The following is a 15,121-nucleotide window of genomic DNA, read 5'->3' as shown; positions in this document are numbered from 1 at the left end:
CTTTCATTCCTTCGGTTGCGTCAGGTTATGTCTTCCCATTCCGAAATCGCCCGGCCCCATAACCAATCGAGCGGTTCCGAGTGCGCGTCATCGATCGGATCCACGAAGGCTTTACGGTCAACCCAGTCCATGGCGTCCTTCAGACCTGGCGGGTCTGAAGAAAAGTCGTAGTAGTCACGCCAATCGAAATCCATGTTGGCGGCCGAACCGGCTCCATCCTTGAATTCCGGTCCGTTGAATTTCCAGCCCGTTGTCGGAGCCTGGGTCATGCAGCGTTTGACGAAATACTCGCCGAGGTTCAGGCCCAGTACGGCACCGGCCACACTGTCTACTGGAAAATGAACGCCCGCGACCGTGCGATTGATCGCGATCCGCGCAGCCTGGCGCATCATCATCTCGCCCCACAATTCGCCGGAATAGGGTTTCGTGCCCGATACACCCAAAAGCCGCCAGAGCACCTGGGCCATGCAAAAAGCTTCGGTTGCGTGTCCACTCGGCAGACTGCCATGCGTGGGCGTCCAGATCATGGGCTGGATCTGGGGGGACCATTCGATCGGCCGCTTGCAGGCGAGCGCGTATTTCAGGCGCATTTCCACATAGTTCGCCATCCAGAGCGACATGCCCAGCAATTCGACGGTGAACGGCGTGCGCTCCGGATCGACGAAAGCGATGGAGCGCAGGAACTCAAGCGGGGTTGCGAGCTGTGCGATGATCTCGCCCGAGCGGTCGGCGCGCAGGTCCGCGTAGTTGGCGACCATCGTCAGTTGATCCGCGAAAATCTTCGGCGTCGGCCGTTTCATCTCCATCAGCGTCTGGTATTTGGTTTCAGGCGTTGCAAAATTCGCCTGAAGATGGAAGACGCTTGCTGTGTCGGCGTCGAAGCGGAAACCGATCCTCGAGCCGATCTCGAGTGCGAAAATACTGGCGCGAACCGAGGGAGCAAGGCGGTCGAGATACTCGGTGTTTTCCTGATCGCTTTCCACAACGGCCGACTCGGGAACCGGTTGCCATGCCCCGGCAATACCGTCGCGGTTGGTGTTCAACGCCTGCACGACAAGGGGTGGGTTGGCCGTTGGGGACCCGAGACTCCCGAGGCTTCCCAGGCTGCCGAGACTTCCAAGGCTACCAAGACTGCCGAGGCTCCCCAAACTGCCCAAACTTCCAAGGCTCCCCAGACTTCCCAGGCTGCCTTCGGGTCCAAATCCGCCTGAATTCGCCATCGTGCGTTCCTTTCACCAATGCTGTTCGAAGCTCTGTGCGACTATTCCGGTACCCCCAGGTCCCTAAGAGATCGGGCAAACTCCCGACCCATCTCGAAATCCGCTGCGGGCGAGGATTTCTGCCACCAGCTGATTGAGAAATTCGGCTGTTTTTTCAGGAGTTTGGCGAGTGTCCTTCTGGCGTCTTCATGCTTGCCCAACCGCCATTCGGCAACAGTCTTGACGCGCAGCGTAGATGTATGGGACCGGTTGAGACGCAGCGAGCTGGCGGCAAGTTCCAGGGCACGCGCATTGTCCTTGTTGGCAAGGCTTGCACCGGCTGCCATCGCCTGAAAGAAGAACCGGTTCGGGTCGAGCGGCGCCAGATGCAGCGCGTATTCCGCATCCTGAGCTGCCTTGGCTCCTTCTCCCCGGAAGGTGTAAAGCCCGGCCCGCAATGCCCGTCCGGTCGCGTCGTTCGGCGTCAGCTCAAGTGCACTGTCGAACAGTTCCTCCGCCTCATCCAGGTCGTGCAGCAGGTTGTTCCGCACGAAGCCCTCGGCGACCAGGGCCGCCGAGTTCTGCGGATCGATGTCCAGGGCTCGTTCGGTGCAGTCCAACGCAAGTTTGGCCTCAAGGCCGGGATCGTCCGCCCAACCCTGCTGAACCTTGAGGACATGCCAGCGCGCCTTCCAGGCAAGGGCGGCGGGGGCATGCGGAACGCGCTCTATCAAACCGTCGAGCAGTTCCCGCGCCAGCTCGAAATCCTGTCGCGACAACCGGTTCATCAGCGCGATCGCCCCGAACAGGATCGCATATCCCTCGAGCGTTGGAAGCGGGGCGGTGAGGGCGCGTTTCATCTCCCTGTTCAAAAGCGCGCCGTGCATCCTGTTGGCCAGATCGCTGAAAATGGTGTTGCGCTGAAGAAGCTCGGATGTCTCGAACTCCAGACGTTCAGCAAGAACGACCAGACCGGTGCGGGTCTCGATCAGTTCCAGGTCCAGAATTGTCTGGTCGGGCGACTGGCGGAAGGAGCCGGTCACGATGAAGTCCGCGCTCAGCTTCGTGCGGATATCCTCCAACTCCAGGGCCTTCGCGCGGAAGCTCGCCGTTGACAGGTTTGAAATCACGCTCAGCGCGGGAGATTTTGCCAAGGCCCCGACCAGGTCTTCGGTGATCAGGTTCGACCAGACCATCGTTTCCTGGGAGACCGCAGGGCAAACAAGCGGCAAGACGGCAATCGTCGGCTGAAGGTCCTTCGCGGCGATCCTGGGGGTCACGCTCTGGGTTTCATCGCGGTTGCGCAGCACGTAGGCGCTGACCGGCCGCGGCAGGTTCTTCAGGTGCAATTCCCCGATGTCTTCAAACTCCGCATCGGGGTCGCTCGCCAGTTCATTGCGGATCGCCGCGCTGGTCACGATCTGTCCGGCGCGCGAAGCCGCCGACAGGCGGGCCGCCGTGTTGACGTGCTGGCCGTACAGGTCCTGGTCCGCACTGTGCAGGATCTCGCCGATATCAAGGCCTATGCGCAATTCGATCCGGCGGTCCGGGTCCAGGTTCTCGTTGACCTTTTCAATTGAAGCCTGAATGTCCAGTGCCGTGCGAGCCGCATAGCCGGCATCATCGAATTCCGCCAGCAGCCCGTCACCCATGCGTTTGACCAGGCGGCCCTGTCCCGACTCCGCCAGGCGGCGCTCGAGGTCGTCTACGAACCCGACCCAGCGGACGATCGTGCCTTCCTCGTCAACCTCGAAAAGACGCACTGAATCGACAACGTCAGCGAACAGAACCGCTCTGTTCACGCGCAAAAGCCCCGTACCGAGCGTAAAAATGTCCTTGTACGAGGTCGAGATCATTGCGAGATGCCTCGCAAATCCGGGCTCGAGTAATAACAGTAGTACATTGCTGAAACCTTTGGCTATGCGCTAAGCCATGGGTGGATTTACAGCGTCCGTGTCATTCTTGATATTTAGCAGCTTATGCGCGTAAAAATTTTCTGCAATACTAATAATATTAAATGTTAAATTACTGATCTTTCGTCGAGAATTCCTCTTCGGAAGTCCTATCCATTTACTCATGTTTCAATGTAAAAATCCATCCGCAATAATGCACATATTGTTCGCAATCTACTGATTGTCAAATCTGTCAGAAAGACGGCCGTGCCAGATAACGCGGCAGACGGCCAGGTTTTGCGCGCGCCGTTCTAAAGGGTTTGGAGAGTGAACCGCCGCTGGCCCAGACAAAAGGCTCGTCTTGCATGCTGCCTGACTTTCTCTGCGGAATTTTCTAGTGATTTATTACCTTTGCGTGTGTGCTCGATTGTAAATCCAAATAATATTGAGATGTAAATCACACTTTTTCAGAATTTCCTGCCGACCGTCTCTTTCTACTGTTTCATCAAAATACTTCGCACACATATCCAAATGTAGCCCGGTTGGGTGTGCGCGTGGCGTGTTTTTGGTTCCGCGCGTGCGAGGCCGTTTTTCAGAATTCATACAGTTCCAGATTTCCATAGGGATGTTGTCATGAGGGGCTACTTGTTTGTCGTGGTCGGTGCGTGGGTCATTTCAATCACGTACGGCGTTCGTTTCGCCTTCGGTCAATTCCTCCCCGCAATCCAGCGTGAGTTCCGGCTCGATCATGACGACACAGCCTTGCTTGCCTGCAGTGTCTATGCCGGAACATGTGCCGCCTTGCTGGTCGCGGCGTTTCTGACCGAAAGGTGGGGCGCACGCGTGACAGTGATGGCGGCAATGGCGTTTGCGGCGTTGGGTGCGCTGACCGTCAGCCTGGCGCAGTCGCAAGCTTATCTGCTCGCATCGCTTTCTTTCATCGGCATCGGGTCGGGGCTTTCCATGCCCCCGCTGGTTGCCGGGGTCAGCGTCCTGTGCCGCCGGTACAAGGAGCGTGCGGTCAGCGTCATCAACGCGGGAACGGGCGCCGGGATCGTCGCGGCAAGCATGACGGCGCTCCAGTTCGCGGAGACCTGGCGCACGTGTTTTCTCGTGTTCGCGCTGATCTCCGTGACGCTCTCACTCGCCGCGTTTTTTGCCGTGCCGAGACGGCCGGTCGCCAACGCGCGATCCGGTTCCTTCGGAGAGGTTTTCAAGTCGCCAGGCCTGCATCAGGCTGCCTCGAGTGCCTTGCTCTTCGGCATGGTCAGCGCAGCGATCTGGACCGGTGGCGGGCTCAGCCTCGTTGGTCTGGCCGACTGGAGCGCTGCGGAGATCAGCCTGTTCTGGATAGTGCTCGGGCTTGCCGGGCTTCTGGGTGGGCTGTGCGGGGATCTCGTCGCGAAGCTGTCGCTTGCCGAGATGCATTCGGTCTCCTTTGTCGGGCTTGGCGCGTCCGCGCTTCTTTTGACGATGGCCGAGCACTCCGCCACCCTTGCCATTTTCGCCGCGTGCCTGTTCGGGATCTTCTACATGACCGGTACGGCAATGTACCTGATCTGGGCTGGACGGATTTCCCGCAACCACGCGCCGACGGTGGTCGCCGTGCTGTTCTTCATGCTGCCCGTCGGGCAGATTCTCGGGTCGGCGATCTTCGGCCAGTTGGCAGGCCACTTCGATTACGACCACGTGCTCGTCGTCTTCACCCTGATGTCAAGCTGCTTCATCCTGATCCAGGTGGTGTCCAGAATCGACTTGCCTTCGCGCTACGGCGCCAGGGACGCCGATGCCGTGCCGATCGAGGCCGCCGGTGTGTCGGGAGCAACCGCGGAAGAGCGCGGCGACACGCGTTGGCAGGATGCCGGGTGACCATCCGGGAACGCCCGCCAACTCCTGACCGAACTCGTCTTCAGGCCCTTTTGCGGCCTTCCTCGACAGCATCCAGAATGAACCTGGGCAGGGCGAAGGCGGCGGCATGGACGTCCGGCGTATAGTAGCGGGTCTTGAAACCGGCCGCGTTGAACCGCTCGTCCAGCACCGTTGCCGCCTGCCGGCGCAAGTCGGGATTGTCCGTTGCCCAGCCGAGCGTCATGTGGCCGCCGAAATAGGTCGGGATCGCCGCGATATAGGCAGCTGCGTCCCGGAAGATGCGGGAGAAGCGCTCGATGCTCGTCACCAGTTCATCGCGCTGCAGGAACGGTACGCCGTTCTGCGTCACCAGGACACCGCCGGGTGTCAGCATGCGGTGAACATTGCGGTAGAACTCCTCGGAAAAGAGGACCGCGCCGGGTCCGTGGGGATCGGTGCTGTCGACGATCACGACGTCGAATGTCCGTTCTGTTTCCGCCGCGAACTTCATGCCGTCGGCAATGACAAGCTCGAAGCGCGGATCGTCGAGCACCCCATCGTTGAAGTCCGCGAAGTGTTCCTTCGAGAACTCCACCACGGAGGCGTCGATTTCCACCTGGACCAGCCTTTCGACCGTCCGGTGCTTGAGCACCTCTTCGGCGAGGCCGCAGTCGCCGCCGCCGACAATGAGGACGTTCCGTGCCGCGCCGTGGGCGATGATCGGCACGTGGGACATCATCTCGTGATAGATGAATTCGTCCGCCGTGGTGACCTGGGTCACCCCGTCCAGCATCAGGATCTTGCCGAAGACCGGGTTGGAAAAGAGCACCAGATCCTGGTGCTCCGTCTTTTCCTGGTAGAGGATGCGGTCGCAGCCGTAGCTGACCTGAACCCCCGGATAGAGGGTTTCGTTGAAGACCAGGCCGTCGCTCATTCTGCGGCTTCCAGCGTGTGCGGCTTCGACAGCTGGTTGGCGACTTCGCGTCCGCGCAGCAATTCGGAAACCGCGGTCTTGCCCGGATTGAAGGCGTTGCGCAGCACATCGACGCATTTTTCAGGCTGGGCATCGCCGCACATGAAAACATCGAAGGCCGCGTAACCGGCCTCGGGCCAGGTGTGCACGGAAATGTGGCTTTCCGCGAGCACGGCGACACCGGACACACCGGTCGGTTCGAACGGGTGCAGGTGAATGTGCAAGAGGGTTGCGCCTGCTTCCTCGACGCAGGCCCGCAGGGCCTGTTCGACATGCGGCAGGTCGTCGAGCCTCTCGGCGTCGTAAAGATCAATAATCAGATGCGCACCAGCGCAGTGGATCCCTTCTTTCTGAATGAAGTGATCCAGGCGGTCATCAGCGTAAACGCCAGCGGCCGCGTTAGAAACGTTTTCTTCCTTCTGGGTGGTGCTTCTTGGCTCGGCAACGCTGATCGCGTCTTCTGCTACACGAGCCTCCAAGTCCATCCCCAGTTCGAAGAGGGCGTTGCTTTCCATGTCGCTCTCCCAAACCAGCAGATGTCCCCGGTATTTTCCGGACGGCACTCCATACAGAAAAGAGTGTTTAATCTCAATGGGAAATCTGCAAAATTCGCCTACCGTTTTTGCACTGCAAACGTGAATGACCGGATCATGTGGCAAGGGTCCGGAAAATCATGCCGACATTTGAGAGGGTTAGGTGTGCCGGTCGAAATCAGAACCTTAACGGGCGACGCCCTGAAAAATGCACTCGCGGATCTCGCCCGGCTGCGGATATCCGTCTTTCACGACTGGCCGTATCTTTACGACGGGTCGATGGACTACGAGGAAAAATACCTGCAGCGCTACGCGGAGACGGACGGTGCCGTGATCGTCGGTGCCTATGACGGGACGAAGCTGGTAGGGGCCGCGACCGGCGAGCCGCTCGGCGACGAATACGAGGCGTTCCAGAAACCGCTCCGCGAGCGCGGCTTTGATCCTCGGAAGATCTTCTATCTTGCCGAATCGGTGCTTGACCCGGCCTATCGCGGACAAGGTGTCGGCCACCGTTTCTTCGACGAGCGCGAAGCGCATGCCAGGAGGCTCGGTTTCGGCGAAGCCATGTTCTGCGGTGTCATCCGGCCGGAGGATCACCCGATGCGGCCGGCGGATTACCGGCCGCTGGACCCGTTCTGGAAGAAGCGCGGCTACGAGAAACTAGACGGGGTCATCGTCACCTTTCCCTGGCAGGATATCGGCGACACGGCCGAGACCGAAAAACCGATGCAAGTCTGGTATCGGAAGTTCTGACCCGGCCCCGTCAACAGGGGCCGGGGGCAGGGTGGACGCGTTATTTCAGCGCCCACATGATGGTGACATTGGCACCGATGGTCTCTTCCCCTGCCTCGATCGGCACGGATTCGGGGCTGGCCGCCATCATGGCGCTGGCACGCATCATCTGGGGACGCGGAACTTGTGTGCCGGTCTCGGTAATCGACACGATCTCGCCGAGTTCGACGCCGGCGGCGCTTGCGAAGATCTCCGCCTTGTGGCGTGCGGCCTCAACCGCCTTCTTGCGCGCTTCGTCGAGCTTTTCGGCCGGATCGCTGACATCGAACCGGATGCCGTCGACGGAATTCGCGCCGCTGTCGACGACCAGGCTCAGGATATCGCCGAGCTTGGCGATGTCGCGGATGTTGACCTCGACGCCGTTGCGGACCTCGTAGCCGGTGATGTTGGGCTGGCGGTTCGAGCCGTCGGTGATGCGCTCGTAGCGCGGATAGATGCCGAAACCGCGCGTCTGGATGTCCTTCGCCTCGATGCCGGCGCCCTTGATGGCGTCGATCACCTTTGCGATCGCCGCCGAGTTCTCCGACAACGCGTCTGCCGCGGTTTTGCCGGTGGTGGCGACATTGGTCGTGATCACGGCCATGTCGGGGGCGACGGTGACCGTGCCTCTACCATCCATGGTGATCGTGCCGGTGGAAGGCACGGTTTCCTGTGCGGAGGAGGGAACGGTGGCCGACAGCGCCAGGGCAAGCCCCACCGCAAGGGCGAAGCCATGCACGAAAGCCACTCTTTTGCCGCGCAGGACGGCGATGAAACCTGTCATTGAATAATCCTTTCAGGCTATATTTCACTTGTGCGTGAACATGGGTGGCCATTGCGGCGCGGATAAGGCTTGCCGGTTCAGCTTCCGTTCATTTTCAAGGGCTTGGCCCGGGCGCGGCGGTTCTCGCGAACCGCGAGAGCGGAAATCCTATTTCGCCAGGCCGACGTCGCCGGTCTCCGACAGGAGCACGGCGATGGGGTGGGAGCTTTCGAACCGGGCGCAGACAATCACGATCATTACGGTGAGCGGCACGCACAGGACCATGCCGACAATGCCCCAGATCGCACCCCAGAAGGCGAGCGAAAGCATGATGACGAGGCCGGAGAGGTTGAGGTTGGAGCCCATCAGCTTCGGCTCGATGAGATTGCCGATGGCGAACTGTATCAGTCCGAGGCCGGTGGCAATGGCAAAGAAGGGGCCGAGCGTGTCGTAATAGACGACGGCGAGCAGGCTCGGGAAGATGACGCCGATAAGCGAGCCGATCGTCGGAATGTAGTTCAGCAGGAAGGCGATGAAACCGAAGAGCGCGGCGTAGGGCAGGCCGATCAGGATCAGGACGAGGCTGGTGAGCGCGCCGGTCGCGACCGAAACGGCGGTCTTGATCGAGAAATAGTGCATGATCGACCGGTTGATTTCCGCCCGGATCGCGAAGGCGGACTGGGCGCGCTCGGGCGATGCGAACAGGCGCTCGAACTTGCGGTCGAAGGTGGATTGCTCCAGCACCAGGAAGAGAACATAAATGAAGACGAGGCTGGCGGAGCCGGCCAGCGTGGTGACCAGGCTGGCCCCGGCGGTCACCATGCGCGGGACGACGCTGTCCGGCAGCAGGTCCTTCAGTTCGATCGGATCATTCAGATCGAAATGGGACGAGAACTGGTCGAAGATTTCCTCAAGGCGCCGCTGGTAGGTGGGCGCGTCCTGGGCGAGCTGGGCCAGATTGACCGTGACGATGTCGAGCACGACCGTGCTGGCGGCGAAGATTGCCAGAAGCGCAAAGGTGAAGGCGACGAAGCCGGGCAGGCGCCAGGGTCCGATCGGGATCTTCTGGAACGCGTGGGCGAGCGAATTGATCATGTACCAGACGATGAGCGCGATGACGAAAGGCAGCAGCAGCGAACGCCCGACGACCAGCAGCCAGCCGATCATGCAGACGAGAAGAACCGTCAGCGTTGCGGTCAGAAGGGGGCTTCGCATATCGGCTCCGGCTTTTGGTCGATCGGCGGGTTTGTCAGCTGTTCCTGACCCTACACCCGAAGCCTTAAGGGAACGGAACTATTTCCGCGTTTCGCCGCGGTTGCCGGTGTGCCGGTTCCCTCCCAAGCGCAGGTTTCTTGAGGCAAGGTGGATCGGACCCCGGGTCAGGGGCCGAGAAAGCCGATACTTGTGCAGAGCCATTTCCGGCGAACCCGGCTCTCCGGCCCCGGGTCTCACTGTGTTCGCCCGGGGTGACGAAGGAGAGTGTGATGTTCCTCCACGGTCATTCCGGCAAGTGAGGCGACGCCGAACACCGATCTGGAACCTGTACCAGGCTTGATCGGGTATCCAGAAAATTGCGCGAGCGAAGCGAACACTCTTGTCGACATCATCAGAATGAGCCGCGCCTTCGGCGCGAAAAACATCCGGTTTCCGGATCGGCGCGCAGCTCCCGCTGCACTTGTCCGGAATGACGACCGGGGGCACCCTCCTTCGTCACCCCGGACGCAGCCCAGCGGAGATCCGGGGCCGGAGAGCCACGCTTTTGCCGTATCAAACGGGAACACCGGCCGAGTCACTGACGCCTTGATCCTCGGCGTGTGTGGTGCCTGGCCGGAATGACGCTTTCATTGACTGGCGTTGCCTCAAGAGGATCCACTCGGCGAGAGCAGACGGCAGTTGGGCGGACCCGCCTTTCCACCGGGACCGGTGGCGCGCCATGTCCCGTCTTTCCAAGACCTTTTCGGGTTTGACCGCGCAAAGCACTTGCCCCGCCGGTTCGCCGTGGTATAGGGACTGTGTGCCCCGCAACCAGCCACATGATTGCCGGGCCGTGGGCCTGTAGCTCAATTGGTTAGAGCCGTCCGCTCATAACGGATTGGTTGGGGGTTCGAGTCCCTCCGGGCCCACCATTTCTTTTAAAATCAATGCCTTAATCACTGGAATGCCGTGGTGGGACATTCTGGTGAGACAATTATGGTGTTCATTCCGAGCTATCTCAGCGTTTCCCGCCACGGCATCTTCTACTTCCGCTGGTCGATCCCGAGCGGGGCTGATTCACAACAGACGTCGCCCAAGTTCAAGATACCGTTCGGAACCGGTGCACGTGGGCAAGAGTTGAAGCTCTTGCACGAGATCAGGCGCGAAGTCCGAAGGATAGTTACAGGCGGAATTGCGCTCGGCAAGCACTTCGAAGACACGCAGATGTTTCTGTGCGAGCACATCATGCGGCCACTGGTGAACTTGCCTCTGACAGGCCCAGTTCGCGCTGAATGTTAGCTCCAGCCATAAGGCGAGTGCCGGTGCTACAGCTGACCCTAGGCGAACACTTCAGTAAACAAACTCGTGGGGTCGGTTCAATGCCGTTTTCACCTCAAAAGGCATAAAATTTAACCAACAACAGCTTAAACTTCCCTTGCGTCATTTTGCAACTTATGGCAGTGTTTTATGGTTGTGTCACCTTTTTGATACACCAATCAATCATGAAACATGGATGGGGCTATGAATAAATTTCTAACCATTTCCCTCGCGGCGCTTGGGGCATTTACAGTTTTCGCAAGTGGCTCCGCCGAGGCTCAACCTACCAGCTTGTTGTGTGAAGATCAGGCCCCGAGATTAAATAAGGGCGTAAAAATAAGTAGCCTGAGCCAAGCATACCAGTATGGACCACTGACCCTGATTTTTGATGGAAAAGCCGTAGTCGTTAAGCAGGGGTCAAAGGTTAGTAGGCGGCATATGCGAAGATTGCTACGTTCGATTGCACCTCGTCAAGTTGACCCCAATACAATCAACCCAGATACAGGTGAACCAGAACCAGTAAAAGCAGAAGCATGGATTGCTGACATCATCGGAGGAAAACCAGCTAGCAAAACGCCGCCAAAAGCGGATGACGTGAAAGATTACGACTTGTTCATAGGCACAGAAGGACTGCTTTACTACACATGGGTTAGAGCCGCTCAAGAATTTCTACTTCGCCCAAACGGGAATTTCTTCCCATACATGGAAATTGTTCCACACGGTAGAATAGTTGAAAACGGATACACTTACAATAGCGATAATAGTGGCAAAATAACAACAGAAATGTGCTTTGAAATAAAGAGTTTTGACGGAAACAATAATCTTAAAAAGGAGGGCTATATTCGGTATGAAGTCGAAATCAAAGTAGAAATTGATGGATTTGAAATTACGCCGCGATCCAAGCCTGTGGATGCGGGATATGATGATCGCGATATTTTTCCAGGGTCACTGATGAAATTCAGTGAGGCAATGGTTCCGAAATGGGCGGACAAGAAATTGGAAGCGCGCAATGTTAGAAATAACACTCCAGGTCGAATGTCAGTAGCCGCAATACATATTGAAACAAATGTGAATGGAGTTAAAACTGATTGGTATCCATTTATGCCAACGATCTTCACGATTATTGGTGTAGACGGGTGTATTGATATCTTCTTCCGAGAAGGAGACCCGATTGATGCGCTGGATCCTAACTGGCGCCCGAGGTACTGCATGGGGCGCTGCACGGATCCGGCGATCGTGAATAGCGGCCTCTGAGCAGGCAAATCGTTGACGGGGCTTGCGGCGGCAGTTATCCGCCGCAGCCGGGCTAGGTCAACCGCCAATCTTGAGCGCCTGGAAAAACCTGCTTTCCGATCGGTCGGTGTAGATGGCGCCACTTTCATCCGTGTCCGACGGACTGTCTGCAGACCGGCCGAGCTTCAGACCGGCATTCCTCACAAGAAATGCTGCATAAGGCAGAATTTGCGTCGCGCCGGTGCTGCTGTAGGTTGCGATGCCCTCAGCGAGTTCGGCGAGACCGGCCGACCGGTCGCCTTGAACCGCGATCGCCCAACCCCTGACGAGGCGGCCCCAGCCGGTCCAGTAAGGATAGTCATGCTCCTCGGACATGCTGATCACGCTCTCAGCATGCGTCATGGCAAGCGCCGCATCCTGCTTGAATTGGGCAAGGCAGGCCGCAAACCCCTCGGCGTAGATCAGGCTGAAGGGGTGATCGAGCTCCTTTCCGAGCGCAACGGCGCGGTCCCGATAGGACTCGGCCGTCTCATGGTTCCCCATGAGCCAGTGTGCCCAGGAAAGCCCGGACATGCCGACAACGCCGGGATCCGTGCCATAGGTGAACTTCAGGCCTGCGTGGCGGACCGGGTCGTAAATGTCGTGCGCGCGGGTCAGATATTCGACCGCACGTTCAAACTCGGCTTCGTGGACGGAGCACATGCCGTTTGACCGGTATGCCTCGATGAGAAGGTCCTCGCTTCGGTCATCCTCGGCCATCGCAATCAGCTGCTCGACAATACTGCGCGTCTTTCGCAACTCGCCCTTGAGGAAATGCACGTTGGCCTGACCGCGGAGTGCCACGAAAAGCTTGCGGTTGTCCGACGTGTGACGGCTCAGCTTGAGCGCGACGTCGTAATTCTCCTCCACCTCCGGTGCCGACCATCCCTCCTTCATGAGAAGCGAGGCGCCCAGTCCAATGCGCAGGTCAAGCTCGGCACCGTCGCGGGTCTGTGTTTGCGGTGTCATGCCCAGTGACCGCAGGCCGCCCTTGTACTGCTCCACCGCTTCAATGTGGGCTGAATGCGAGGCGAACCGCTGGCCCGCCTCCAGAAAACAAGCCGCTGCCTCTTCGTGACGTTCGGACCGCGACAAATGCAGCGCGGCAATCTCGGGCTGGCGTTTGGCAACATCGGCAAAGTCCGTCAGCAAGACGTCAGCAACCCGGCTGTGTACCTGCCGGCGCGCGCTAAGGAGGAGTGTTTCGTATGCGACTTCCTGGATCAGCGCATGCTTGAAGCCGTAGACGGCCTTGGCGCCGCTGCCCTGACGAACCACAAGGCCGGACGTCTCAATGCGCTGCAGGCTTTCGTCAAGATCGGCATTGTCGTTGACGGCCTCGATGAACCGCCGGTCGAAAGACCGGCCGAGGACGGACAGGACCTGAGCGAGTTCCTTGTCCTGGCCGAGGGAATCGAGGCGCGCAACGAACAGGGACTGCACCGAGTCGGGCAGTTCCTGCTTGTCCGGCGACTGGACCATCGCCTTGGTCAATTCTTCCACATACAGGGGAACACCGCCGGCGCGCTCCACGATTGCCCGGACGAGCGAGCGGCCCAGGCCGTCGCCGCCATTCGCCGCGGCGATCTCCAGAGCCTGATCCCGGGTGACGCGATTGAGCGTAATTTCCGTTGGCGGGGTGTGAACTGGACCGGGAAACTGCCAGCCCGGACGCTTTGCAACGAGCAGCATGATCGGCAAACCATCCAGGCACGATGCCAATTCCCGCAAGACGTCTTCGGTGCTCGGATCGATCCAGTGGGCATCCTCCACCACGATCAGGAGCGGACCTGCCGCGGCTGCTCTGTGAACCAGGCCGATTATGGCGTCGACGACCTGATCATAGGCGTCATCCGCGCTGGTGAAGGACAGGCTGACGCGCGGATCAACCCGCAAGACGAGCTGGGCAATCAAATCGATGTCTTTCGGGGTTGCGGCGAATTTCTCAAGCGTTGACGCTTCAAGCTTCCGGCGTTGTTCGGCGTCATCGTCCCCGGTGGTGATTTGCGCCAAATCCCGGAAGAACTGTGCGATCGGATAAAACGCGCTTCCGACCTGATAGTCGACACATTGCAGCCGGACGAGCGTATGTGCCTCGCCCGCCAGGTGGGACTGCAGCATTTTTACGAGCCGGGACTTGCCGATGCCCGCTTCCCCCGTCAGCAGCATCAGCTGACCTTCGCCGGACTTCACAGTCTCCCACCGGTCCTGGAGCATTCCGAACTCATGCTCTCGTCCGACAAAGGGGGTCAGCGTATCGGGGGAGCTTTCGTCCATTTCCCCGGTGCGTGCAACACCATCGACGGTCCACACGGCAAGTGGTTCCGGGAACCCCTTGGCACTCATGCTGCCGAGCGACTGCGTGGCGATGTTGGAGGCGCACGCAACCTGAGTTGCCCGGTCGATCACGATCTGTCCGGGTGATGCCATGCTCTGCAGTCGCTGGGCACGGTTCGGTGTGTCTCCAGACACGTCTGAGCCACGATGACCATGGTCCCCCACGACGACCAAGCCGGTCGCGATACCGACCCGGACATCGAGCTGCAATCCGCTTTCGAACTGCAGTGCACGCACGGCGGCAACGCTGTCAAGAGCGGCCCGCGCCGCGCGCTCCGCCTGATCCTCGAACGCTTCAGGCCAGCCAAAGAAAGCCAGGATGCCATCGCCCAGGTACCGGGCAACATAGCCATCGTAGCGCAGAATTGCCGTGCGAACCCGTTCCAGAAAACGTTGCGTAACGTCAAGCAGCTCTTCCGGGTCGAGCCGGACGGCAAGCGGCGTGGAGTCTACCATGTCAAAGAAGGCTATTGCGATACGCCGCCGCTCCGCGGATGCAGGCAGGGGATTAGCGCTGATCGTAGTGTCGATCGTGACATCATTGCTCGCCTGCCGAAAGCCAGTAGAACCGTTGATGGCCCTGGAATTTTGTGAAAGTCTTGATAATATCAAGCGGCGCGGCCCAAGTGGAAGTCCAAGTCCTTTCAGATCTGCTTCGTTCAGCTGAAGCAATGCCTCATGATCAATCTCCTGTTCACGAAACAACGGCGCGTACCGACCGAGGCCAATACTTTCAAGCCAATCTGAGACATCATGAAGTGCCATCGCTAACACCTAGAATGACGGTTGCATCACCCAGCGTCAAATTCACTACCTACAGTTTTCACAAGTCAATGGCAATTGCAATAGGATGTACTACCTGAGCCGACGTGACGGGGATGCGTTAGCAAGGTTGAATTGAAGCAACCAGTCATTCACACGTGACCCTTTGCACAGTGACAGCTTGATGACGCAATGTCTTTTTTATCTTGGCATACCTGCATTGAAACCCGCTATCTTTGCTATCAAAGAAGGACTTGGCG

11 protein-coding genes and 1 tRNA gene are annotated in these 15,121 nt (G+C 58.9%); 5 read left to right on the top strand and 7 right to left on the bottom strand.

Annotation, left to right across the window (positions count from 1 at the left end; genetic code table 11):
* Positions 1 to 20: 20 nt before the first annotated feature.
* Together ACO07N_RS28625 and ACO07N_RS28620 are read right to left on the bottom strand one after the other, a co-directional pair.
* Positions 21 to 1,157, bottom strand: coding sequence for a phosphatase PAP2 family protein (locus tag ACO07N_RS28625; protein ID WP_421984258.1), 1,137 nt, complete (start codon positions 1,155 to 1,157; stop codon positions 21 to 23).
* A gap of 104 nt (positions 1,158 to 1,261) precedes the next feature.
* Positions 1,262 to 3,055: an adenylate/guanylate cyclase domain-containing protein gene (locus ACO07N_RS28620; protein ID WP_421984257.1), complete on the bottom strand. Its 1,794-nt coding sequence runs from the start codon at positions 3,053 to 3,055 to the stop codon at positions 1,262 to 1,264.
* A gap of 669 nt (positions 3,056 to 3,724) precedes the next feature.
* Here ACO07N_RS28620 and ACO07N_RS28615 point away from each other — a divergent pair.
* A complete protein-coding gene (locus ACO07N_RS28615; protein ID WP_421984256.1) occupies positions 3,725 to 4,960 on the top strand; it encodes an MFS transporter in 1,236 nt (411 codons plus the stop codon).
* A 40-nt stretch (positions 4,961 to 5,000) separates the two neighbouring features.
* Here ACO07N_RS28615 and speE read toward each other — a convergent pair whose 3' ends face one another.
* Together speE and speD are read right to left on the bottom strand one after the other, a co-directional pair.
* Positions 5,001 to 5,873 (bottom strand): polyamine aminopropyltransferase, encoded by an 873-nt coding sequence (gene speE, locus ACO07N_RS28610; protein WP_421984255.1) that lies wholly within the window; start codon positions 5,871 to 5,873, stop codon positions 5,001 to 5,003.
* Positions 5,870 to 6,427 carry an adenosylmethionine decarboxylase gene (gene speD / locus ACO07N_RS28605; RefSeq protein ID WP_319383304.1) on the bottom strand — a complete coding sequence of 186 codons (558 nt, stop codon included), beginning with the start codon at positions 6,425 to 6,427 and terminating at the stop codon, positions 5,870 to 5,872. The genes speE and speD overlap by 4 nt, the downstream gene beginning before the upstream one ends.
* A gap of 183 nt (positions 6,428 to 6,610) precedes the next feature.
* On the opposite strand from speD, the gene ACO07N_RS28600 reads away from it, so the two are divergent.
* Positions 6,611 to 7,198 carry a GNAT family N-acetyltransferase gene (locus tag ACO07N_RS28600; RefSeq protein ID WP_421984254.1) on the top strand — a complete coding sequence of 196 codons (588 nt, stop codon included), beginning with the start codon at positions 6,611 to 6,613 and terminating at the stop codon, positions 7,196 to 7,198.
* A 40-nt stretch (positions 7,199 to 7,238) separates the two neighbouring features.
* Here the strand turns inward: ACO07N_RS28600 and ACO07N_RS28595 are convergent, their stop codons facing one another.
* Both ACO07N_RS28595 and ACO07N_RS28590 read right to left on the bottom strand, forming a co-directional pair.
* Positions 7,239 to 8,000, bottom strand: a complete 762-nt coding sequence (locus ACO07N_RS28595) for an SIMPL domain-containing protein (protein ID WP_421984253.1) — start codon at positions 7,998 to 8,000, stop codon at positions 7,239 to 7,241.
* A gap of 147 nt (positions 8,001 to 8,147) precedes the next feature.
* The gene (locus ACO07N_RS28590) at positions 8,148 to 9,194 is read right to left on the bottom strand and encodes an AI-2E family transporter (RefSeq protein WP_421984252.1); all 1,047 of its coding nucleotides are present in this window, start codon (positions 9,192 to 9,194) and stop codon (positions 8,148 to 8,150) included.
* Positions 9,195 to 10,028: 834 nt separating this feature from the next.
* Here ACO07N_RS28590 and ACO07N_RS28585 point away from each other — a divergent pair.
* The 3 genes from ACO07N_RS28585 to ACO07N_RS28575 all read left to right on the top strand — a co-directional run bounded on the left by ACO07N_RS28585 (position 10,029) and on the right by ACO07N_RS28575 (position 11,744).
* A tRNA-Ile gene (locus tag ACO07N_RS28585) sits at positions 10,029 to 10,105 on the top strand.
* 64 nt (positions 10,106 to 10,169) lie between these two features.
* Entirely contained in the window at positions 10,170 to 10,472 is a 303-nt protein-coding gene (locus ACO07N_RS28580) for a hypothetical protein (RefSeq protein WP_421984251.1), read from the top strand.
* 222 nt (positions 10,473 to 10,694) lie between these two features.
* Complete coding sequence (locus ACO07N_RS28575; protein WP_421984250.1) at positions 10,695 to 11,744, top strand: hypothetical protein; 1,050 nt, start codon at positions 10,695 to 10,697, stop codon at positions 11,742 to 11,744.
* A 57-nt stretch (positions 11,745 to 11,801) separates the two neighbouring features.
* Here the strand turns inward: ACO07N_RS28575 and ACO07N_RS28570 are convergent, their stop codons facing one another.
* Positions 11,802 to 14,864 carry an ATP-binding protein gene (locus ACO07N_RS28570; protein WP_421984249.1) on the bottom strand — a complete coding sequence of 1,021 codons (3,063 nt, stop codon included), beginning with the start codon at positions 14,862 to 14,864 and terminating at the stop codon, positions 11,802 to 11,804.
* Between the last annotated feature and the right edge of the window lie 257 nt (positions 14,865 to 15,121).

This window comes from Roseibium sp. (assembly GCF_965229775.1).
Lineage (GTDB): Bacteria > Pseudomonadota > Alphaproteobacteria > Rhizobiales > Stappiaceae > Roseibium.
The sequence above is the reverse complement of the archived record's forward strand: the minus strand, read 5'-3'. Positions and strand labels throughout refer to the sequence as shown.